This is a genomic window from Planctomycetota bacterium, assembly GCA_016872555.1.
Lineage (GTDB): Bacteria > Planctomycetota > Planctomycetia > Pirellulales > UBA1268 > F1-20-MAGs016.
On the sequence record VGZO01000013.1, the window covers coordinates 76,438 to 98,654 of the forward strand.

A 22,217-nucleotide genomic window follows, 5' to 3' on the forward strand; every position below is an offset into this window, starting at 1 on the left:
AGCCGCGCCGGACCATACTGGAGCCGTGTGGCCGCGAACCGGCGGCCCGTCAAGCGGAGGTTGGAACATGAACGCTCAACGCCAGGTGGTGGGTCACGGGGCGCGGCTGATGCTGGCGACCGTCGGCGTCCTGCTGCCGCTCGGTCCCGCCGTCACCCGTGCCGCCGACGAACCGGCCGCCGCGGTCGCCGAAGCCGGGGAGGAAGACCTCGGGCAGGCGATCGAGAAGAAACTCGGCGTCCGCCGACTCGAGGACTACGCCGAAGTCCTCGACCTCTGCCGGGCGGCGCTGCGGAAGGGACTTTCGGAGGAGTCAAGCGGGTTCGCCGAGGACCTCATCACCGGCACGTTGGTCGAGCGTGCCGAGCGCCTCACCGAGGTGATTTTCGGGTCGCGCGTTCCCGATCCCCAGTGGCGGCAGATGCGGCAATTCGCCCTCCGCGACCTCACCGAGGCGATCGAACGCCAGCCCGACCTGGCCGCGGCCCATCTGGCGATCGCGCGGCTCGAGGCCCTGCCGCTCGGCAACCGGGATCGCGCCGCCGTCGCCGCGTCCCGGGCGATCGACCTGGCAGGCGACGAACCGCTGATCGCCGCCCGTGCCCATCTGGTGCGCGGCAATCTGGCCGACGACGATGCCGCGACGAGGCGTGCCGATTACGACCGCGCCGTCGAGCTCGCCCCCGGCGACAAGGAGGTGCGGCGGACCCGGGCACTGTTCCACCTCGTCGGCGACGACTATGAGAACTGCCGGGCTGACCTCGCCGCGGCGATCGAGGCGGATCCCGAAGACGCCTCGCTCCAGGAGACGCTCGGCACCGTGGCCCTCATGGAAGGTCGCCTCGACGAGGCTCGGACCGCCTTCGACAGGGCCCTCGAACTCGACCCGGGCAGTGTCGGCGCCCTGCTCCAGCGGGCCCGGACACGGGCGCTCGCCGGCGACCGTGACGCTGCGATCGGCGACGTCGACCGGGCGGTCGAGCTCGGCCCCGACGATCCCGAGCCGCTCCTCCTCCGAGCGCGGATCCTCCACCAGGCCGACCAGCCCGACAAAGCCGCCGCAGACCTGGCACGGATCCTCGCCGCCAATCCCGATCACCCCGGAGCGCTGGAGATGCGCGGCCTGTTGGCCGCTGACCGCAACGACTACGCCGCCGCGATCGCCGATTTCCGTCGGCTCGCCCGGCTCGCTCCGGACAACGCCCAGTTGGCGGCCCAACTCGGGATGCTGTACCTCGCGGCGAAGCAGCACCGCGAGGCGATCCGACGCTTCGACCGCGCCCTCGAGCTCGACGAGGGGCTGTTCCTCGCGCGGCGCGGGCGTGGCGACGCGGCACTGTCGGTCGGCGACCACAAGGCGGCTCGGGCCGACCTGGCCCGCGCCACGGAACTCGAGCCCGACGATCCCTCGGTCCTCAACAACTTCGCCTGGCTGCTGGCGACGTCGCCCGACGACGAGATCCGCGACGGGCGCCTGGCGATCGAACTGGCCACCAAGGCCTGCGAACGCACCGAGTGGAAGGAGGCGCACATCATTTCCACGCTCGCCGCGGCCTACGCGGAGACCGGCGACTTCGCCACTGCCCGCCGTTACAGCCGCCAGGCGGTCGACGTCGACGACACTGCCGACGAGGTGCGCACGCAGCTCCGCGAGGAATTGGCCAGCTACGAACGCGACCGGCCGTGGCGCGAGCGGCAGCAGGCCGACGAGCCGGCGGCAGCGCCCGCCTCTGCCGAACGGGCGCCCGCGTCCGGGGCACCGGCACCGCGGCGGCCGTTCGATTGACAGGCGGCCGACCGGCAGTGCCACAAGCCCGTTTCAATCGGCTTCCACGGCGGCGACCGCCTGACGGTACTCCGCCAGTGCGCTCTCCGTCCGGCCACGGTCGCCGGCCCTCCGCCAGGAATCGGCGGCCAGTTTCCAGGCTGCTCTTCGCTCGTGCGGCCGGTCGGCAGCGGTCGCGGCTGCAGCCAGGCGCTCGGCGGCCGTGGCGATCTCCCTGATCCGCTCCGGTCGCAGCACGCGCTGGGGAATGTCTGACAACGCGTCCAATTCGGTCTGCAGGGCGTCGAACCGGTAATGCTCCGTGGCGAGAGCGACCGCCGACGCGATCCGCTTCGGGTCGCCGCTGGCAACGCTCAAGCGGAGCGTCTCCTCGAGGAGTACCCAGCGGAGAACGGCGTCCTTCTCCACCGCCGCAGCCTCCTCGAGAACCCCCGCCACCATCCGGGCGCCGAGATGGCTCCGCGCCACGCGCAGCAGATCGCGACACTCGTCACGGAAGATCGCGCGAATCGGCTCGAGATCGGCGTCGTCCGGCGGCGGGCCGTAGCCGGCAGGCGGATCGAGAAGCAGGGCGGCGGGGCGCCTCGGGCCGACCGCCATCGGTGCGACCGCGGCGGCTGGAGCTGCACTGCCCTGGTCGCCCCCGGTTGCGAGAGCGTGGCGCTCGGGGGGGGAGCGTCCTGCGGCAGGCTCCGCCGCCTCGATCGACAGCGCCGCCAACGCGGCGATCACCGGCGCCAGAACACTCTTTGCCCACAGGCGCCACGGCGACGGGCCGCGTCCCGGCGGTACACGATGCGGCGGGGCGAGGCGGATCAACGGCCCGACGACTTCTTGTTGGGGTAGTAGTGGAGGAAATTGGAGAACGTCGCCGCCCGCCCTGTCGGAGAGATGAACATTCCCGAAGCCAATTCCGCCGCACTGACTTTCGTGCCCCGGAGCTGGGTCTGAAGCCGCCCCACCTGGCCGCCGAGGCGTGATTGCTGGGCCTGCATCCGCTGCTGCTGCATGCCCGGCTGGGTGATGTTGGCGTAGGCGTTGAGGGCACCGAGCGTGTTGCCTACTCCGTTGAATTGCCCGGTTTGCGGGTTGACACCGCCGCCACCGCCGCCGGCCATCGCCATGTAAGGGCTCACCGACGGTCGGCGGCCTGCCGTGTTGCGGCCAGGCCCCATCATCTGTGCCTCGGCTGTGCCGGCACAGCCCCAGAGCACGGCGACGAGCGCAAGGGCGACCATGGCCCGCAGCCAACCCGCGAGATCCGTCGTCATGCGACCTTTGCTGAGTGTCATCTCTCGTGCCTCCGGCATGAGCTCTATCCCGGTCAACCAACCGTGGAGATCGTTGAGATCATACGGCTTTCGCAGGACCGCGGCCAGGGATGCCCCGGGCCGCGATCGACTCAGAAGAACCCGAAACCGAGTTGTCCGAACCGGGCGAGCGACTGGATCGCCGTGGCACCGATGAGCGTGAAGCCGAAGATCCGCTCGAAGGGCTGGGTGATCTTGTCGACGATCCCGCCGAAGGCATACCACGGATCCTGAGCGATGAACACGCGGTCGCCGGGGAGCAGCTGGTAGTTGGTGGCGGTCGATCCCCCCTTCATGATCGCGTCGATGTCGACCGGAAGGATCTGGTCGCACCCCACCCCCGATGGCGCCGGGCGGGCGATCCAGATTTCCTTGCTCGACGACTGCGACAGGCCGTTGGTGACGTCGGCCAGCGCGTCGAGCACCGTCTCGTTGCCGGTGATCACCTGCTTGGCGACCTGGTCCCCCAAGCCGCCCCCTTCGGTGATCACGTAGAAGTACTTGGAGTTGTAGGCAAACACGTCGACGGCCACGATCGGGGCGTCGAGGTAGTTGGAGAGCTGTTTCTCGATCGCCAGCTTCGCCTCCTGCAGCGTCATCCCGGTCACGTACACCTGGCCGTAGATGCCGAGATTGACCGTGCCGTCCGGGCCGACGACATGCTCGCCAGCCACCTGCTGGAGCCCGGCCGCCTGGGTCAGCGTGAGCGACACCTGGGGGCCACGCAGGATCCGCGCGAGGTGGCGCGTGACCGCGTCTTGCGCCTCGTCGAGCGACTTGCCCTGGAGGTTGACCTTGCCATACACCGGCCCGAGATCGACGTTGCCACCGGGCTCGACGACGTAGTCTCCCGCGATCGGACTGTCGAGCAGCGTATTGGCGACGTCGATCCGCAGCGTGTCGAACGACTGGATCCGGAACGGCGGCTTGGGCACCACCCGGAGCGCCTCGATCATGAGGATGTCGGGGGGCTCGATGACGTAAGCCGGCAGCGTGATCTTGGCCAATTCCTTGGCCGGCATCGTGGCCGGGTCGGGTTGGCAGGTCGCGTCGAGCGTCGCCTGCAGCCCGCTTTGGCGCTGGGGTCGGCCGTAGATATTGCAACCCGTGGTCGTCAGCAGCCCGGCGGCGACCGCCAGACCGAGACCGACCAGCAGGAATTGGGGCCGATTGAGGCGCACGCTGGATCGGTAGGCAAAGGGGACCGTGACATTCATGATATTGGCTGGCTCCTCGCGACCGGCACGATCACTCCAATCGGAATGATCGGCATGGTCGCCACCAGACTTCCCTTTTTTTCAGCGATCAACCGGGAGAGTGCATGACATTCCCCGTCCAGCCTGTAGGCTCTCCGGAATGCCCATCCTGCCCTTTCAGCCCGACATCTTTCCGCCGGGGTTGTTCGAACTCGAATCCGCGGCGGCGATCGCCCCGGCGGAGGTTTCAGCCACGGCGACCGGACGGTGGCTCGCCTTCTATACGCTCACCCGACGGGAGAAGGAGTTGATGCGGTGCCTGACCGGAGCGGCGATTCCCTTTTACGCGCCGCTGGTTCGCCGCCGGATCCCCTCACCCGGCGGGAGGGTACGGGCGTCGTTCGTGCCGCTGTTTCCCGGCTACGTCTTCTCCCTGGTCGACGACGACCAACGGCGTCTCGCCCTCGCCACGAACACCATCGCCCGCTGCATACCCGTCTCCGAACCCGAGGAACTTGTCCGCGACCTACGGTCGATCCGGCGGCTGATCACCACCGATGCCCCGTTGACGCCGGAAGCGCGGATCGACGCCGGGCACCGGGTCCGTGTCCGCTCCGGCCCGCTCCGCGGACTCGAAGGCGCGGTGATCCGCCGTGGCACCGGCGAACGGCTCGTCGTCGCGGTACGATTCCTCAACCAAGGCGTGTCGATGGAGCTCGAGGATGTCGACGTGGAACGTTTGTGAGTGCCACCCGTCCGACCGGGGGCTGACCGACGTCACGACCGACCCTCACGGCGCCGGGCTGCGATCCAGGCACGATCTTTTTGCGACGAGTCGATGAGCCAGTACGATCCCACGAGCGTGGCTCCCGGCAGTGGTGCCGAGATCGCCGACGGTCCGGCGCACGCCGAGCCGAGGATTCTCCGCTGGCTCCGCGGCATCGCGCCCACCCGGGAGGCGATCCTCGCGACCGCCTTCGTGGCGGTGCTCTGTGAATTCGCCTACCTGGCCGCGTTCGCCGTGCGTGGCGAGTTGATCCTCCAGCCGTCCGACTCCGGAGTGATCAAGGGCACGATCGGCTGGGTCGTCGCCATCCAGACGGTGACGTTCTACCTCCGGGGCCTGTGCCATCGTCCGTGGCGGGCAGCCCGCTTCCAGGACCTCAATCGGCTCGTCCGGGCCGCGACGGCAGCCCTGATGATCCTGATCGCCTGGAACTACTTCTTCGCCCAGCGCTTTCCAGGCACACCGACCATCCCCCGTACCGTCCTCGTGGTCGATTGGGTGTTTGCGGTGCTCGCTGTCGGCAGCATGCAGGCGATCGCCCGCAGCGTCTACGAGGAGGTCGCCCCGGCGACGACATCGGGCAGCGAGGTCGGGGTGATCATCGCCTCGGCCGGGCCGGCCGGCCAACGCCTGGCCCGCGATCTGTCGCGCCTTTCGCAAGGACGCTTCTACGTTTCCGGCCTCCTCGACGACGACCACGACTTGTACGGGATCCGCGTCGGCCGCGGCCGCGTGCTCGGGCCGCTGGAGGTCGCGGTCCCCTGCGCCAAACGACTTCGCGTCCGCGAACTGCTCGTCCCCGATGCCACGCTGTACGGCCACCAACTCCGCCAACTGTGCGAGAAATGCGACGCCGCCGGGATCACGGTCCGCATCGCCTCCATCGACACCGACGGCGACGTGGCAGCGACGCGCAGCGCACCATCGGGCTCCTCAGCCCCGCCCCGCGACGTGCTCCGCATCCGGCGTGTCGAATTGCCCGATCTGCTGTCGCGGCCGGTGACCAGGATCCAGGACCACGGCGACTTGATCGGGCCGTTCCTCCGCGGTCGGCGCGTTCTCGTGACCGGTGCCGGTGGGTCGATCGGCAGCGAGATCTGCCGGCAGTTGATCGGCCACGGGCCACGGGCGCTCGTCCTCGTCGAGCGGTCGGAAGCGGCCCTGTTCGAGATCCACCGTCAACTCGCCGCGAGCGCCGGCGACACCGTCGTCCTGCCGCTCCTCGTCGACATCACTTCGCCGGCCCGGGTCGACGGCGTGCTCCGTGACCAGCGCCCCGAGATCGTCATCCACGCGGCGGCCTACAAGCATCTCCCCTTGATGGAATCACATCCGATCGAGGCGATCGAGAACAACGCGCTTGGCACCGCGTCCCTCGCGGACGCCTGCGTGGCGGCCGGTGTCGAGACGTTCGTCGCGCTGTCGACCGACAAGGCCGTGTATCCGTCGAGCGTGATGGGAGCCTCGAAGCTCGTCGCCGAGCGGTTCCTCCAGGCACTCGGTCCCGCCTCGGGACGGCGTTTCGTGGTGGTGAGGTTCGGCAATGTCATCGGGTCGAGCGGCAGCGCCGTGCCGATCTTCGCCGACCGGCTCCGCCAGCGGCTTCCGGTCACCGTCACGCACCCCGACGTGCGCCGCTACTTCATGACCATCAAGGAGGCGGCGCGGCTGGTGATCCTCGCCGCGGCGACGGGCGACTCCGGTGGGCTGTTCGTCCTCGACATGGGGGAGGCGGTGCCGATCGTCGAGTTGGTTCACGCCGTCGCCTTCGTGATGGGGATGCACCGCGACGACGTGAGGATCGAGTTCAGTGAGCTGCGCCCCGGCGAGAAGCTCGACGAGGAACTGTTCTTCGCCGACGAGGTGCGGACGCCGACCACCGACGAACGGGTCACCTGCGCGATGCGTCCGGAGCGGTCGCTCGCCGAGGTCCGTGGCTGGCTCGACGAACTGCGCGAGGCTGCCGGCCGCGGTCCCGCCGCGGCCCGGGAGACGCTGATGCGGATCGCTGCGGCCGACTGCAACGCCTCAGACCGGGCGGTCGCCCCGGTGCCCGTCTCGGGGCGACCGTCAGGACGCGAGGAATTGGCCACTGCGGCCGTCGATGCGAAGCTGCCGCGGCGGGCACGAGGTGGCGCATGAGCGACCCTCCTCGGGCAGCGATCCAGTGGCGGGTGCCGTTCGTCCGTCCCGACCTGCCGCCCTTCGAGGCCGTCGAATCCGCGTATCGACGGATCCACGCCTCGGGGCTGCTCACCAAGGGCAGCGAGTTGACCGCGTTCGAGGCCGAGGCGGCACGGGTGCTCGGCAGCGAGCACGTCGTCGCGGTGTCGAGTTGTTCGGTGGGCCTGGCGCTGGTGATGCGCGCCCTGCGGGCAGGACGCGGCGGCCCTGATCCCGTCGGACGCGTCGAGGTGATCCTGCCGAGTTTCATCTTCCTGGCAGCCCCGGCAGCCGTCGTCTGGGCCGGCCTCGAGCCGGTCTTCGTCGACGTCGATCCGGCATCCTGGACGATCGATCCCCGCGCCGTCGCCGCCGCGCTTGGCCCGCGCACGCTGGCGGTGCTCGGCTGCCACACGTTCGGCTGCCCATGTGACACCGACCGTCTCGCGGCGATCTGCGACGACGCCGGTGTGCCCCTGCTGGTCGATGCCGCCCATGGCCTGGGCAGCCGGCGGCGCGGGAAGCAGGTGGGAGCCGAGGGACTCGCCCAGGTGTTCAGTCTGTCGCCGACGAAACTCGTCTGTGCCGGCGAAGGCGGCCTGGTGGCCACGTCGAGCCCGGCACTGGCCGCCGCGCTCCGGGACCTGCGCGAGTATGGCAACGACGGGACCTACGATTGCCTCGTTCCCGGACTCAACGGCCGCATGCCGGAACCCGCCGCCGCGCTGGGGCGGGCCTCGCTGTCGAGGCTCCCCGAGGTTGCCGCCCGCCGCGCCGCGATCGCCGCAGCGTACACCCGTGGCCTGGGGGGGGTGCCGGGCCTCACTCTCCAGGACATCGATCCCTCCACGGAGAGCAGTTGGAAGGATTACTCGGTGCTCGTCGATCCCGACCTGTTCGGCACCGACCGCGACGCCGTGCGGCGGGCGTTGGCGGGCGCCGGCATCGATTCGCGCACGTACTACGATCCCCCGTGCCACTCCATGCCGGCCTTCCGACACCACCGGGTGGCCGGCGGCATGACCGTCACCGAGCGGCTCGCCGCCGCAAGTCTCTCGCTGCCGATGGGGGGCCAGATGACCGAGGCGCTTGCCGCCGAGGTGGTTGCGGTGATCACGCGCAGCGCGGCGGGACTGGCCTCCGGTGCGGGGTCGGGGCCATGATCGCCATGATGCAGCCTTCGACGATGCCCGTCGATCACTTCCCCCCGCTCCATGAATTGGAGCCGGTGATCTGGCCCGGGCTCGTGATGCTGCTGTTCGTCGTCAGCGGGGTGATCACCGACATCATCATCATCCTCGCCACGCGCCTCCGGCTCGTCGATCTCCCCAACCGCCGGAGTGCCCACTCCCTTCCCACCGCCCGGGGCGGCGGTCTGGCGATCATGTTCACGGTGATCGTGTCGATCGCCGCGATCGCGATGCGTTGGCCCAGAATGGCGGTTCCCCTGCTCGTCGGCGTGCTGCTCCCGAGTGTCGCCATCGGGGTCATCGGGATCGTCGACGACGTCCGCCCTCTCAACGCCAAGTTCCGCCTCGCGCTGCAGGTGGCGATGGCCGTGGTGATCGGGCTGGTGCTCGGATCGTTCTCGCAGGTCTCCCTCCCAGGGGTGTTCACCGTCCCCCTCGGTGCGTGGTCATGGGTGGTGACCATCCTGTGGATCGTCGGGCTGACCAACGCCTTCAACTTCATGGATGGTATCGACGGCATGGCCGCGACCGGTGCCGTGATCGGCGGGTGTCTGGTCGGGTTCATCGCGTGGCTGCTCTGGTCGCCGCCGTGCATCATCCTCGGCGCCTGTGTCGCGGCGGCAGCCGGCGGTTTTCTCGTTTTCAATTGGCAGCCCGCGCGAATCTTCATGGGTGATGTGGGCAGCGCCTTCCTGGGGATCCTCTTCGCCGCGGTTCCGCTGCTGTTCCCGGAGCGCTACCGCGCGGTGGTCCTTCTGCCCGTGGCGATGGCCCTCTGGCCGTATATCTTCGATCCTTTCCTGTCGGTCCTGAGGCGGATCGCCGGCGGGCACAATCCCCTCGTGCCCCACCGCGAGTTCCTCTTCCACCGGCTGGTGCGCAGCGGCTGGAGCCACGCCGCGACTTCGCTGCTCTACGCCGTGCTGGCGCTGCTCGGCGGCCTGGCGGGGGTCGCCACCGTCGACGACCGGGTGCCCGTCGAGATCCGGTCCGCGATGGCTCTGGCCCCGCTAACGCTGGCCTGCCTGCTGACCGCCGGCGTCGAATGGCACTGCGCCCGGCGGACGCTGGCACCGACGGGAGCGGCGCTCCACAATCCGAAGGAGTAGCCAACCAGCGGCGATAGGTTCCGGCCGTGGTGCGGCCAGGCTGCGGATCGCCACCGGCCCCCTGGCGCGGGCAGCCCGCGACGAAGCGTGTACTCCAGCGTCCTGAAGCGTGGGCTCGACATCGTCGGTGCGGTCGTGTTGCTGGTTCTGTGCGCTCCGCTGGCTGCGGCAGTCGCCACCGCGGTCGTGATGGTCCTCGGCTTCCCGGTGTTCCACCGCGAGCAGCGCGCCGGCCGCGGCGGCCGGCCGATCACGATCGTCAAGTTCCGCTCGATGACACTCGACCGCGACACCGACGGCGCCTTGCTTGCCGACGAGGCCCGACTCGGCTGGTTCGGAAAACTCCTCCGCCGCACGAGCCTCGACGAACTGCCACAACTTGCCGCGGTGATCACCGGCGACCTCAGCCTGGTCGGCCCCCGACCCCTCCCGATGAGGTATCTTCCGCGCTACAGCCCGCGTCAGGCCACGCGCCTCCTCGTTCGGCCCGGGCTCACCGGCTGGGCCCAGGTTCACGGTCGCAACCAGGTCGATTGGCCCGGACGCCTCGAACTCGACGCGCGGTACGTCGAAATGTCGTCGCGCTGGTACGCTCCGCTGATCGATGGCTGGATCGTCCTGCTGACGGGGTTCCAGGTGATCCGCCAGGCGCTGACCGGAAAGGGTGCCGCGGCCGAAGGACACGCGTCGATGCCGGAGTTTTTCCCGTGAGCGCCGATCCCGCCGCTGCGGTCGTCTCGGCCCTGCGCACCGTGTTGATCGACACGGGGCGAGCCGACCGGGAGATCGCCCCGCCGATGCTCCTCGGGGCCGACCTGGGGCTCGATTCCCTCGATGTCGCCCAGGCGGTGGTGCTGCTGGAACGTGCGCTGGGAGTCGACCCGTTCAGGAGCGGGGCGTCCGGAGGTCCGCTGCGGGCCGTTGGCGACCTGATCACCATTTACACCGCCGCCCTCGAGCCTTCCGTCCGTCAGGATCCGTGACAGCCCATGCACACCACGACCAACGATTCCCCGGCTCTCGCTGCCATCGCCGACACACCTCCGGCCGACCGGTTGGCGACTGCGATCACCGTGATCGGCGCGGAGCATCCTGACCGGGTCGCGGTCGTTTCCGCCGCCGGGACCGACAAGCGAGCGACGGAAGACTACCGGCAGCTCGCCGCCCGCCTGGTGGCCTTCTCGAAACGGCTCGAGACCGCGCGCCCGATCGGCGTCATCGCCCGCTCGCGCAGGATCGACACGCTGGCGGTGATCGCCGCCGCCTGCGGCCGCCTCCACGTGCCGCTGGCGCTGCTCGGTGACGATTCGCGTGACCTGACGGGGACGCTGTCGGATTGGGTGGTTGTCGACGACTCGCTCGCGGTCACCGCGTCGGACGGGCGGCATGGTGAATACCGCTCGCTGCCGGCGCCGGTCGTCGTCGCCACCAGCGGCACGAGCGGGCCGCCCAAGCTCGTCGAGCACTCCTGGGATTCGCTCCTCTCGGCGGCCCGCCTGGCCGGGCAATGGCACGCGCTGGCCTGGCTGCTGGTCTACGACGCGACGCGGTGGGCGGGCATCCAGGTCTGGCTGCAGGCGTTGCTCACCGGGGGAACGGTCGTGACCCCTGCCTCGCGCGACCCCGACCAGGTCGCCCGGGCGCTCGGCGACGAACGGGTGGCTGTCCTGCCGGGCACGCCCACGCTGCTGCGTCGGCTCGTCACCGCTGCCGACCGCGCGCTGTTGCGTGGGGCCCACCCCGAGCGGATCACGCTCGGCGGCGAGGCGGCCGACGGCGCCCTCCTCGAGCAGATCCGGGCATCGTTCCCGGCAGCGCGGATCTCGCAGGTCTACGCCACGACCGAGCTCGGCGAGGTGTTTCGCGTCGCCGACGGTCATGCCGGCTTCCCGGCGGATTGGATCGGCAAGACACTGCCCGGCGGCGTCCGCCTTGCCGTTCGGCGCGACGGCGAGCTGCTCGTGCAACTGTCGCGCGACACGGCGCAGGTCGCGACCGGCGATCTCGTCGAACGGCGCGGGGAGCGCTACGAATTCACCGGCCGGCGCAGCGACGTGATCGTCGTCGGCGGTGCGAAGGTGCTGCCGCGGCGGGTCGAGGAGGTGCTCCGGGCGGTGAGCGGTATCGCCGACGCCCGCGTGTGGGGGATGCCGAGCGCCATCACCGGCGAGCTGGTGGCCGCCGAGATCGTGCTCGCCGATCCGCTCCCCGCCGGTGTCACGCCGGAACAGGTCCGGGCCGCGGCGCTGGCCGCCTGCCGGTCGGCCTGCGAGCCGGCGGCGGTGCCACGCGTGCTCGACATCGTCAAACGGATCGCGACCACCGCGGCCGGCAAGGTGCCCAGGCGCCCGGTCGGACGGATCTGAGGCCTGCGCGTGGCGACGGCCCCCTCCCCCACGAGCCCGGTCGACGGTGCCGCGCCGGTGGCGATCGTGTCGGGGGGATCGCGCGGCCTCGGCCACGCGGTCGTCGAGCGCCTTCTCGAGCGCGGCGACCGCGTTGCCACGTTCTCGCGCGGGCGGTCCGGGCGTCTCGACGACCTCGCGTCACGGCACCCCGAGCGCTTGTTCACCGCGACTCTCGACGCGGGCGATCCGATCGCGGTCGCGTCGTTCGTCGGCGCGACGATCGCGCGCTTCGGGAGAATCGACTCCTGCGTCGCCAACGCCGCGATCGCAGCCGAAGGGGTGCTGGCGACGATGCCTGACACCACGATCGCCGAACTGTTGGCAGTCAATGTCCAGGGCTCGATCGTGCTGGTGCGCGAGTGTGTGCGCCAGTGGCTCGTACAACCGCGCTCGGGCACTACCGACGGGGCGGGCTCGGCGGTCCTGGTGTCGAGCAGCGTGGCGGCGCGCGGGAGCCCCGGGCTGGCGGTCTACGCGGCCACCAAAGGCGCCCTCGAGGCCTTCGCGCGGAGCCTCGCCCGCGAGGTCGGCAGCCGCGGGATCCGAGTCAACTCTGTCGCGCCGGGATTCCTCGAGACCGACCTGTCGGCGAGCCTGTCGGTCGGCGACCGCGCGCGCCTCGTGCGCCGCACGCCCCTGGGCCGGCTCGGGATGCCCGAGGACGTCGTCGGGGCGATCGACTTTCTCACCGACTCGCGCAGTGCGTTCATCACCGGGCAGACGATCACGGTCGACGGCGGTGGGGGATTTTGATCTTTCTCTCCCGAGAACCTGCCGCAAGAGCCGGCACCAGGACGGCTCCAAGAGCACGGTTTCGCTCGTGCCCCCCCGTTTGTCGGAAGCCCGATGAAAGCGGGTTTTGCATCGCTATACTCGTTGCTCGCAGCTGATTCCTGAGCGGAATGCAACGCCTTTGTTCCCGGGCTGGCGATCGACTCCGATGCCACCCACGGGAACGGAGTGCGCGCCGAGCCTGTCGGCCGCGGGCGCGATCCGGGCAGGATCCGCCGTGTGTGTTTTGCCGTCGTTTCCACTCTGCAGTCGTGCCCGTTGCGTTGGATTGCGACCGAGTCGTCATCGTCGGTGCGGGTGGTTTCGGGCGTGAGGTCTGGCAGTGGATCCGTTCGGGCGGCGGACGATCGCCGCCGATCGCCGGTTTCCTCGATGCCGACCCGCGTTGCTCCCTCGATCCTGACTCCCCACCCCTGCTCGCCGACCCGGCGAGATACCTGCCGCAACCTGGCGACGGCCTCCTCTTGGCGATCGGGATCCCCGCTGTCCGCCGGCGCGTCGCTGCCGACCTCGAATCGCGTGGGGGGCGGTTCGTGACGTTCGTCCACCCCACGGCACTGCTGGCCAGGTCGGCCCGCCTCGGCGCCGGCACGATCGTCTGCCCGCTCGCCGTGGTCAGCGACCGCGTCGTCACCGGCCGCTGCACGCTGGTCAATTACCACGCTTCGCTTGGCCACGATTCGGCGACCGGCGACTATTGCGTGCTGTCGCCAAACGCCGCGCTCGGCGGCCATGCGATCCTCGGCGACGACGTGTTCCTCGGCCTGTCGGCATCGGTCGGACCGGGCCGGCGCGTCGGTGACCGCAGCAAGGTGGCGGCCAATTCCGCAACGCTTTCCGACGTTGCAGCCGACCGGCTCGTGGTCGGCGTCCCCGGGCGTCCCACTCCGCTGATCGACATCGGCATGGCCCCGGGAGACGCCTCCCCGTGACCGGGATCGGCGGACTGTGGTGGTTGCTCTCGCCTCGCCAGCGGCGGCGCGCCACGTGGCTGGGAATGTGTCTCGTGCTGGCAATGGTCCTGGAAATGATCGGCGTGGGGATCGTCGTTCCCATCCTCGCCGTCGTCGCGACCGGGCTCGGGGCCGACGCTCCGCCGGCGCTTGCCCGATGGGTCGAACCGTTTGCGAGGCTCGCGGGCACACCCGCGCCGGCGGCGCTCGTCTGCTGGGGAATCGGCGCCGTCATCGGCTTCTGGCTGCTGCGCACCGGCTATCTCGTCTGGGTGGCACGGGTGCAGACGGCGTTCGTCGCCGATGTGCAGCAAACCTTGTCTCGGCGGCTGTTCGCGGCCTCCCTGGCGCGTCCCTGGGCCAGTCATCTCTCTGCCAATTCCGCCGATCTGGTGCGGAGCATCGGCGAGATCGACAAGCTCGCCACCGCCTGCACGGCGCTGTTGTCGGCGGTGGCCGAGGTGCTCGTGCTCGTCGGCGTCGTGGGGTTGCTCGTGTGGTTCGAGCCGGTCGGCGCGGTCGCGGTCGGCCTGCTCACGGCGGCCTGCACATGGCTCCTCGTGGTGCTGTCGCGCCCGCACCTGTTCGATGCCGGGGATCGCGTGCAAGCGTTCACGTCGGCCGGGGTGCGGAAGCTCCAGCAGGCCAGCGCCGGCATGAAAGAGATCCTCCTCCTTCGCTGTGCGCCGGCTCTCGAGGCGGAATATGCCGCGGCCGCCGCCGGTCTTGCCAACGCGCGGCGCGACCAGGCATTTCTCGTGCAGATCCCGCGGCTGTGGTACGAGCTGGCTGCGGTGGTGGCGCTGGCCACGCTCTGTGCCGTGCTTGTCGCCCAGGGCAAACCGACCGAGGCGCTGCTGCCGGCCCTGGGGCTGTTCGCCGCGGCGGCATTCCGCACGCTGCCGAGCATCAATCGGATCGCGATCGGGCTGCAGACGGTGGCCTTTTTGACCCCGGCGATCGACAGCCTGCGCCGCGAGCTGGCCGACGAACCCGCCACCCCGGCACCGCAGCCGTCGCGGCGGATGGCGTTTCGCGATGCGATTCGCCTGGAGTCGGTGTCTTTTCGCTATCCCGATTCGGCCGTTAGCGCCCTCGACCGCATCGACCTGTCGATCCCGCACGGCAGCGCGATCGGCCTCGCTGGCGGCAGCGGCGCGGGAAAGAGCACGCTGGTCGACCTGATCCTCGGTCTTCTCGCCCCGTCGACCGGCCGGATCACGGTGGACGGCATCGACATCGCCTCCGACCTGGCCGGCTGGCAATCGCTGGTGGGCTACGTGCCGCAGGCCATCCACCTCTTCGACGACACGATCCGCCGCAACGTCGCCTTCGGCGTGCCCGACCGCCTGATCGACGATGCCGCCGTGGCCCGCGCGCTCCGCGCCGCGCGGCTCGAAGACTTCGTCGCCGGGCTGCCGCAGGGGCTGTGCACGACCGTCGGCGAGCGCGGCGTGCGCCTCTCCGGCGGCCAGCGACAGCGGATCGGGATCGCCCGGGCGCTGTATCGCGACCCCGAGGTGCTCGTGCTCGACGAGGCCACCAGCTCGCTCGACACCGCCACCGAAGCCGAGGTGATGGCAGCCGTCAACGCCCTCCACGGCGTGAAGACGCTCGTGATCGTCGCCCATCGCCTGTCGACCGTGGCCGAGTGCGACGTGGTGTACCGAGTCGAGTCGGGTAGGCTCCTACCCGCCCCCCGCTTGGCCGACGCGATCTGATGGCGACCATCGTCGAAAACCGTCGCGACACGGCCGCGGTGCCCCCACCAGCCGAGTTGGTGATCGAGGCGGGGCGCACCGAGGCGAATTACTGGCGCGACCTGTGGCGTTACCGCGATCTGTTCGCGTTCCTCGCCTGGCGTGACATCCTCGTCCGCTACAAGCAGACCGTGTTCGGCGTCCTGTGGGCTGTACTGCGGCCGTTTCTAACGATGGTGATCTTCGTCGTCATCTTCAGCCGGGTCGCGGGGCTCCCTTCCGGCGGCGTGCCCTATCCGATCCTCGTCCTTGGCGGCATGCTCCCCTGGCAGTTTTTCGCGGCCGCACTTTCAGAATCAAGCAACAGCCTCGTCGCCAATGCCAACCTGATCACGAAGATTTATTTTCCACGGATCATCCTCCCCGCCAGTGCCGTGATCGTGGCGATGATCGATTTCGCGATCACGCTGCTGATGATGGCCGCGGTGATGGTCTGGTATGCCTATGTTCCGCCGGTCCGGATCGTCTTCCTGCCTGTGTTCATCCTCCTGGCGCTCGTCGCGGCGCTCGGGCCGGGCCTCATCGCGACCGCCCTCAACGTCAAATACCGTGACTTCCGGTTCGTGATCCCGTTCCTCGTGCAGTTCGGGCTGTACGTCTCGCCGGTCGGTTTCAGTTCCGACCTCATAGAGGCCAAGCTCGGCCTGCTGCCGCGGCTCATCTACTCGCTCAATCCGATGGTCGGCGTGATCGAAGGGTTCCGCTGGTGCATCGGGGTCGAGAAAAGCTTCCACGCCGCCTCGCTGGCGGTCTCGCTGGTCACTGCCTTTGTCCTCTTGTGGGCGGGGATCACGTTTTTCCGCCGGACGGAACGCAGCTTCGCCGACATCATCTGACCCGGGACCGATGGCATCTCCGATCATCGAAGTCGAGCAGATTGGCAAGCGTTACAGCCTCCGCCATGCAGTCCAACCGCGCGGGTCGCTTCGCGAAGCGCTCGCCGACAAGGCGCGGCGACTGTTTGGCAGCCGACCGGTCGCCGGCTCTTCCGAGCCGGACCAGGAAGACTTCTGGGCCCTGCGCGACGTCACCTTCGATGTTCGGCCGGGCGAGGTCGTCGGGATCATCGGCCGCAACGGCGCGGGAAAATCGACCCTCCTCAAGGTGCTTTCCAGGATCACCGAGCCGACCACTGGGCGGATCCGGCTTCGCGGACGGATCGCCAGTCTACTCGAGGTGGGAACCGGGTTCCACCCGGAGCTGACAGGCCGTGAAAACATCTTCCTGAATGGGGCGATCCTCGGCATGACGAAGGCCGAGATCCGGTCGAAGTTCGACGAGATCGCCGCCTTCTCCGAAGTCGAGAAGTTCCTCGACACCCCGGTCAAGCGATACAGCTCCGGGATGTACGTCCGGCTCGCCTTCGCGGTGGCCGCCCATCTCGAGCCGGAGATCCTCGTCATCGACGAGGTCCTCGCCGTCGGTGACGCCGACTTCCAGAAGAAGTGTCTCGGCAAGATGCGATCGATGCACACCGAAGGCCGGACGGTGCTCGTTGTCAGCCACCAGATGAGCATGATCAACGCGCTGTGCGATCGTGGGATCGTGCTCAAGCGCGGCGAGATCGCGTTCGACGGCTCGACACCCGACGCCGTCATGCATTACCTCTCGCACGGCGGGGTCGGCGGCAGCGCGATGCTCGACGCCGATGAGGAAGGCCGCGTGATCGGCAATTCATACGCCCGCCTTCATAAAGCCTGGCTGACCCGCGCCGACGGCACCCCGGCCAGCGCCTTCGACCTCGACGAACCGGTCAAGGTCTGGATGGAATACACGGTCCTGAAAGCCGGCGTTCGGCAGACCTACCCGAACTTCCACTTCTTCGATGAGCTCGGAAACTATCTCTTCGTCTCGGCCGGTATCACGCCGGGCAATGTGGAGCGCCTCAATCGCCCCGGTCGCTGGACCTGTCACTGCACGATCCCTCCCCGGCTGCTCAATACGGGCACGTTCACGATCGGCGTCGCGGTGACGTCGATGAACCCCGGACTCGATGTGGCGTTTTTCGAGCGCGGGGCGCTGATGTTCCAGGTGACCGAAGACATGTCCGTCACCCTCGACACGACACGCGTCGGCTATGCCGGGCCGATGCCGGGAACGATCCGCCCGCGACTCGAGTGGACAGTCGAGCAGCTCGGCACGGCGGTCGAAGTTTCATGAAGGCCGTGATCCTCGCCGGCGGGCTCGGCACGAGGCTCTCCGAGGAGACCTCGGTCAAACCCAAACCGATGGTCGAGATCGGCGGCCGGCCGATTCTCTGGCACATCATGAAGCTTTACTCCGCTCATGGCGTGAACGACTTCGTGATCTGCTGCGGCTACAAGGGCTACGTGATCAAGGAGTACTTCGCCAACTACTTCCTCCACATGTCCGACGTGACGTTTGACATCGCCTACAACTCGATGACGGTCCACGAGCGCAAAGCCGAGCCGTGGCGTGTGACGCTCGTCGATACCGGCGAAGAGACGCTCACCGGAGGGCGATTGAAGCGCGTGGCCGATCACATTCGCGATGAGGATTGCTTCTGCTTCACGTATGGCGATGGCCTGAGCGACATCGACATCGGCAGGGTGGTCGCCTTCCACCGATCCCATGGCAAGATCGCCACCGTCACCGCCGTGGCCCCCCCGGGCCGTTACGGCGCACTGTCGCTCGACGGAGAGACCGTCACCGGGTTTACGGAGAAGCCGCAGGGAGACGGTGGGTTGATCAACGGCGGGTTCTTCGTCCTCTCGCCCCGGGTCCTCGAGTACGTCGCCGGCGATCAAACGAGCTTCGAAGGCACACCGATGACGAGGCTTGCTGCTGACGGCCAACTTTCCGCATTCGTCCACACCGGCTTCTGGCAGGCGATGGACACGATCCGCGACCGCATTCATCTCGAGCACCTGTGGGCGTCGGGTCGGGCTCCGTGGAAGTCATGGGGATGACTGTGTCGGTGGCGGCCCCGCACGACTCTTTCCGGCCGGCGTTTTGGGCGGGCAAGCGGGTGCTCCTCACGGGTCACACCGGTTTCAAGGGATCGTGGCTCGCATTGTGGCTTGCACGCCAGGGTGCTGCCGTCACCGGGATCGCCCTGGCGCCGCAGACGAGCCCCGACCTCTGGACCTCCGCTGGACTCGACGGCTGTTGCGATTCGCACGTCACCGACATCCGTGATGCCGAGGCGGTCCGTCGGATCGTCGCGCTTACCCGCCCCGAGATCGTCTTCCATCTCGCTGCCCAAGCCCTCGTACGTGCCAGTTATCGAGATCCACTCGGCACGTTCTCGACCAATGCACAAGGCACCGCCCACGTGCTCGAGGCCGTGCGCCAGACCGACGGAATTCGAGCGGTCGTCGTCGTGACGACAGACAAGGTCTACCGCAACAACGAGTGGCCGTGGCCCTACCGCGAGGACGATGCGCTCGGCGGACATGATCCCTACAGCGCCAGCAAAGCCGCCAGCGAGGTCATCGTCGAATGCTACCGCCGCGCATTCCTCATCGACCGGGGTGTCGCAGTCTCCACCGCCAGAGCCGGAAACGTGATCGGCGGAGGAGACTGGTCGGAGGACCGACTGCTGCCCGACGCGATCCGCGCGTGGGGCGCGGGGGTTCCCCTCGAGGTCCGTCGGCCAATGAGTACCCGGCCTTGGCAACACGTGCTCGAGCCCCTGTCGGGCTATCTCACGCTCGCCCAAGCGCTGTGGGAGCGCGGCGACGAAGTGGCAAGTGCCTACAACTTCGGCCCACCGCCGCACGAGGCGGCGACCGTCCATACCGTGATCGAGCAGGCGCGCCGTGCCTTCCCCGGGGCGGCTGTGAACTATGCCGAGACTCCGACGGGACCGCACGAGGCCGGCTGGCTGGCCCTTGAGACGGCGCGGGCCCGCGAGCAACTCGGGGTCACGCCTCGGCTGGCGCTGGCTGATGCCGTGCGAATGACGATCGAGTGGTACCGACGGTTTCATGCCGGCACGTCGGCGAGAAGCCTGTGCGAGGAAGACATCAGCGCTTTCCAGAGGCTGCGGTGAGCGGGCTGGATATTACCGAACTGCCGCTGCCCGGCCTGAAGGGAGTCACCCGGCGGCTCCACGGCGATGCCCGCGGCTTTCTTACTCGCTTGTTCGACTCCGACGCGCTTGCGGCATCAGGGTTTGTCGTTCCGGTCGCGCAGATCAATCACACCTTTACGGCGGCCCGTGGCACGGTGCGAGGAATGCATTTCCAGTGGCCCCCGCACGCGGAATGCAAACTCGTCAGCTGCATCCGCGGCGAGGTCTGGGACGTAGCGGTCGACCTACGACGTAATTCGCCCACGTTTCTGCGCTGGCACGCCGAGCGGCTCTCCGCCACCAACCGTCGGGCTCTTCTCATACCGGAGGGATTCGCCCACGGCTTCCAGACCCTCACCGACGACTGCGAGTTGGTCTACGCCCACTCCCACCCCTACGTGCCGGCGGCCGAGGGGGGAATCCGGCCCGACGATTCCGCACTCGCGATCGAATGGCCTCTGCCGATCGTCGGGCTGTCCACCCGCGACCAAGCACACCCGCCGTTGACGGGCGGATTCCCCGGTATCGTCCTCGTGAACCATCGGGAAAGCGCTATCCCGCGATGAACTGCCGTCACTGCAAGACTCCGTTGGTGCATACCTTCCTCGACCTTGGCGTGGCGCCGCCGTCGAATGCGTACCTTACGGAAGAAGACCTCGACCGACCGGAGGTTTTTTTTCCGCTCCGGGTGATGGTCTGTGACCGTTGCTGGCTCGTCCAGACGCAGGACTACACGGCGGCGTCGGATCTGTTTCGCTCCGACTACGCATATTTCTCGAGTACCTCCACCACTTGGCTCGAGCATGCCGCCCGTTACGCGAAGATGATCATCGATCGCCTCGGTCTGGGCCGTGACAGCTTGGTGATCGAAGTTGCATCCAACGACGGATACCTCCTGAAGAACTTTGTCGCGGCCGGCATCCCCTGCCTCGGCATCGAGCCGACCGCCGGTACCGCGGCCGCGGCGGAGGCACTGGGGATTCCGGTACGACAGGAGTTTTTCGGCGAATCCCTCGGCAGGGAACTCGCGGCAGCAGGCCGGCGCGCCGACCTCATCGCGGGCAACAACGTCTATGCCCACGTGCCCGACATCAACGACTTCACGCGCGGCCTCGCTGCGGCCCTCGCATCAACCGGCACGATCACCCTCGAATTCCCCCACCTTCTCCGTCTGATCGCAGAGAACCAGTTCGATACCGTCTACCACGAACACTTCTCCTACCTCTCGCTCGGCGCGGTGGCACGGATCTTCGCGGCGGCCGAATTGCGGGTGTGGGACATCGAGCAACTCCCGACCCACGGCGGTAGCCTGCGGGTCTACGGCTGCCATGCAGCCGACCCGCGGCCGGCCACCCCCGCCGTGGCCCGGATCATGGAGGCGGAACGGGCGGCGGGGCTCGAGACCCTCGCCCCATACATCGGTTTCCAGGCATGCGCCGAGCGGGTGAAGGACGATCTCCTCGACTTCCTCATCGGCGAGAAGCGCGCCGGCCGTAAGGTGGCCGCATACGGCGCCGCAGCAAAGGGCAACACGCTGCTCAACTTCGCCGGGGTGAAGCCCGACCTGCTCCCGCTGGTCGCCGACGCCGCTCCGGCCAAACAAGGGCGATTCCTCCCTGGGAGTCGCATTCCGGTCGTCCATCCGGACGCACTGGTCCCCTTCAGACCCGAAACCATTCTCATCCTGCCATGGAATCTCGCCACTGAAGTCCGTGCGTTGCCCGTGGTGACGCGGATTGCCCCGGTAGCGACGGTGACCGCGATCCCACGGCTGGCAGTCGACCGATGAGTGGACGTGTCCTCATTACCGGTGGCACCGGGTTCGTCGGGACGCAGGTCTTACGATGCCTTCAACGCGCCTTGAGGGTAGTGATCCGACGGGGTACGGTTTCCCGCCTATCGCCAACGTCTTCTGAAGTCGAAGTCATCGAGACAGACGACCTGTTCGGCGAGAGTGCCGAGTGGTGGCGGGATGCCTGTGACGGCATCGACACCGTGGCCCACTTGGCATGGTACGCAGAGCCGGGTCGCTACCTGATCTCGCCCCGTAACCTGTCATGCCTCTCAGGGACCATCGCGCTGGCGGAAGGGGCGATCGCGGCCGGCGTGCGACGGTTTCTCGGTGTCGGCACCTGTTTTGAGTACGATCTCACCGGTGGCTATCTTTCCACCGAGACACCACTCAAGCCGTTGACTCCATGCGGCAGCGAAGGCTGCGACGTTTCTCGCGCTGTCACAGGCGCTACCCGCTGCCGGAGTCGAATTCTGCTGGTGTCGGCTGTTTTACCTCTATGGCGAGGGCGAGGACCCCCGACGGCTGACGGCGGCCATCCGTGGTCAACTCTCCCGCGGTGCAGCGGTCGACCTGACCAGTGGCACCCAGATTCGTGACTTTCTCGACATTGAAGAGGCGGGGTGCCGGATCGCCGCGATCATCAACTCCGACCGTTCCGGTGCCGTGAATGTCTGCTCCGGACGAGGCATCACCGTTCGTGCCTTGGCGGAATCGATCGCAGACGAATACGGCCGTCGGGATCTGCTTCGATTCGGTGCCCGCCCCCAGGGCAATCGCATCTTCTGAGAGCGGCACAAGTATTGCTGTGAGTCGTCGAAAGGCAAGCGGGCGGCGGTGGCCGCACGTCGTTTCGCCTGTGTCACGGAGGACGACTTGTGATTGTTTCAACGACGCCGGTAATTCGTTCACACTTCGAGGACCTGAGGGACCCA

General features: G+C 68.4%; 20 protein-coding genes and 1 pseudogene. 18 read left to right on the plus strand and 3 right to left on the minus strand.

The features are described 5' to 3' along the window. Positions 1 to 67 precede the first annotated feature (67 nt). Positions 68 to 1,786: a tetratricopeptide repeat protein gene (locus FJ309_06590; GenBank protein ID MBM3954265.1), complete on the plus strand. Its 1,719-nt coding sequence runs from the start codon at positions 68 to 70 to the stop codon at positions 1,784 to 1,786. A gap of 33 nt (positions 1,787 to 1,819) precedes the next feature. Here the strand turns inward: FJ309_06590 and FJ309_06595 are convergent, their stop codons facing one another. The 3 genes from FJ309_06595 to FJ309_06605 all read right to left on the minus strand — a co-directional run bounded on the left by FJ309_06595 (position 1,820) and on the right by FJ309_06605 (position 4,313). After that, the gene (locus FJ309_06595; GenBank protein ID MBM3954266.1) at positions 1,820 to 2,518 is read right to left on the minus strand and encodes a hypothetical protein; all 699 of its coding nucleotides are present in this window, start codon (positions 2,516 to 2,518) and stop codon (positions 1,820 to 1,822) included. A gap of 83 nt (positions 2,519 to 2,601) precedes the next feature. Further along, complete coding sequence (locus tag FJ309_06600) at positions 2,602 to 3,057, minus strand: hypothetical protein (GenBank protein MBM3954267.1); 456 nt, start codon at positions 3,055 to 3,057, stop codon at positions 2,602 to 2,604. Positions 3,058 to 3,188: 131 nt separating this feature from the next. After that, complete coding sequence (locus FJ309_06605; protein ID MBM3954268.1) at positions 3,189 to 4,313, minus strand: hypothetical protein; 1,125 nt, start codon at positions 4,311 to 4,313, stop codon at positions 3,189 to 3,191. 139 nt (positions 4,314 to 4,452) lie between these two features. Between FJ309_06605 and FJ309_06610 the strand changes: the two genes are divergently transcribed. The 17 genes and pseudogenes from FJ309_06610 to FJ309_06690 all read left to right on the plus strand — a co-directional run bounded on the left by FJ309_06610 (position 4,453) and on the right by FJ309_06690 (position 22,071). Beyond that, on the plus strand, positions 4,453 to 5,037 hold the full coding sequence (locus tag FJ309_06610) for an antitermination protein NusG (GenBank protein MBM3954269.1): 585 nt from the start codon (positions 4,453 to 4,455) through the stop codon (positions 5,035 to 5,037). A 93-nt stretch (positions 5,038 to 5,130) separates the two neighbouring features. Next, complete coding sequence (locus tag FJ309_06615) at positions 5,131 to 7,221, plus strand: polysaccharide biosynthesis protein (protein MBM3954270.1); 2,091 nt, start codon at positions 5,131 to 5,133, stop codon at positions 7,219 to 7,221. Next, entirely contained in the window at positions 7,218 to 8,405 is a 1,188-nt protein-coding gene (locus FJ309_06620) for a DegT/DnrJ/EryC1/StrS family aminotransferase (GenBank protein ID MBM3954271.1), read from the plus strand. The genes FJ309_06615 and FJ309_06620 overlap by 4 nt, the downstream gene beginning before the upstream one ends. After that, positions 8,402 to 9,541 carry a hypothetical protein gene (locus FJ309_06625; protein ID MBM3954272.1) on the plus strand — a complete coding sequence of 380 codons (1,140 nt, stop codon included), beginning with the start codon at positions 8,402 to 8,404 and terminating at the stop codon, positions 9,539 to 9,541. Before FJ309_06620 ends, FJ309_06625 begins: the two co-directional genes overlap by 4 nt. Positions 9,542 to 9,643: 102 nt before the next feature. Further along, positions 9,644 to 10,252, plus strand: coding sequence for a sugar transferase (locus FJ309_06630; GenBank protein ID MBM3954273.1), 609 nt, complete (start codon positions 9,644 to 9,646; stop codon positions 10,250 to 10,252). Further along, positions 10,249 to 10,524 carry an acyl carrier protein gene (locus FJ309_06635; protein MBM3954274.1) on the plus strand — a complete coding sequence of 92 codons (276 nt, stop codon included), beginning with the start codon at positions 10,249 to 10,251 and terminating at the stop codon, positions 10,522 to 10,524. The genes FJ309_06630 and FJ309_06635 overlap by 4 nt, the downstream gene beginning before the upstream one ends. Before the next feature lie 6 nt (positions 10,525 to 10,530). Then, a complete protein-coding gene (locus FJ309_06640) occupies positions 10,531 to 11,907 on the plus strand; it encodes a long-chain fatty acid--CoA ligase (GenBank protein MBM3954275.1) in 1,377 nt (458 codons plus the stop codon). Positions 11,908 to 11,910: 3 nt separating this feature from the next. Continuing rightward, entirely contained in the window at positions 11,911 to 12,702 is a 792-nt protein-coding gene (locus tag FJ309_06645) for an SDR family oxidoreductase (protein ID MBM3954276.1), read from the plus strand. A gap of 302 nt (positions 12,703 to 13,004) precedes the next feature. Continuing rightward, the gene (locus FJ309_06650; GenBank protein MBM3954277.1) at positions 13,005 to 13,673 is read left to right on the plus strand and encodes an acetyltransferase; all 669 of its coding nucleotides are present in this window, start codon (positions 13,005 to 13,007) and stop codon (positions 13,671 to 13,673) included. After that, a complete protein-coding gene (locus FJ309_06655; protein ID MBM3954278.1) occupies positions 13,670 to 15,415 on the plus strand; it encodes an ATP-binding cassette domain-containing protein in 1,746 nt (581 codons plus the stop codon). Before FJ309_06650 ends, FJ309_06655 begins: the two co-directional genes overlap by 4 nt. Beyond that, a complete protein-coding gene (locus FJ309_06660) occupies positions 15,415 to 16,290 on the plus strand; it encodes an ABC transporter permease (protein ID MBM3954279.1) in 876 nt (291 codons plus the stop codon). Before FJ309_06655 ends, FJ309_06660 begins: the two co-directional genes overlap by 1 nt. Before the next feature lie 10 nt (positions 16,291 to 16,300). Beyond that, a complete protein-coding gene (locus tag FJ309_06665) occupies positions 16,301 to 17,614 on the plus strand; it encodes an ABC transporter ATP-binding protein (GenBank protein ID MBM3954280.1) in 1,314 nt (437 codons plus the stop codon). Further along, positions 17,611 to 18,384, plus strand: a complete 774-nt coding sequence (gene rfbF / locus FJ309_06670) for a glucose-1-phosphate cytidylyltransferase (protein ID MBM3954281.1) — start codon at positions 17,611 to 17,613, stop codon at positions 18,382 to 18,384. Before FJ309_06665 ends, rfbF begins: the two co-directional genes overlap by 4 nt. Next, complete coding sequence (gene rfbG / locus FJ309_06675; protein ID MBM3954282.1) at positions 18,381 to 19,469, plus strand: CDP-glucose 4,6-dehydratase; 1,089 nt, start codon at positions 18,381 to 18,383, stop codon at positions 19,467 to 19,469. The genes rfbF and rfbG overlap by 4 nt, the downstream gene beginning before the upstream one ends. Continuing rightward, on the plus strand, positions 19,466 to 20,056 hold the full coding sequence (rfbC, locus tag FJ309_06680; protein MBM3954283.1) for a dTDP-4-dehydrorhamnose 3,5-epimerase: 591 nt from the start codon (positions 19,466 to 19,468) through the stop codon (positions 20,054 to 20,056). The genes rfbG and rfbC overlap by 4 nt, the downstream gene beginning before the upstream one ends. Beyond that, positions 19,942 to 21,279, plus strand: coding sequence for a class I SAM-dependent methyltransferase (locus FJ309_06685; GenBank protein MBM3954284.1), 1,338 nt, complete (start codon positions 19,942 to 19,944; stop codon positions 21,277 to 21,279). The genes rfbC and FJ309_06685 overlap by 115 nt, the downstream gene beginning before the upstream one ends. Then, positions 21,276 to 22,071 (plus strand): annotated as a pseudogene (locus tag FJ309_06690) (NAD(P)-dependent oxidoreductase). Before FJ309_06685 ends, FJ309_06690 begins: the two are co-directional and overlap by 4 nt. Positions 22,072 to 22,217 lie beyond the last annotated feature (146 nt).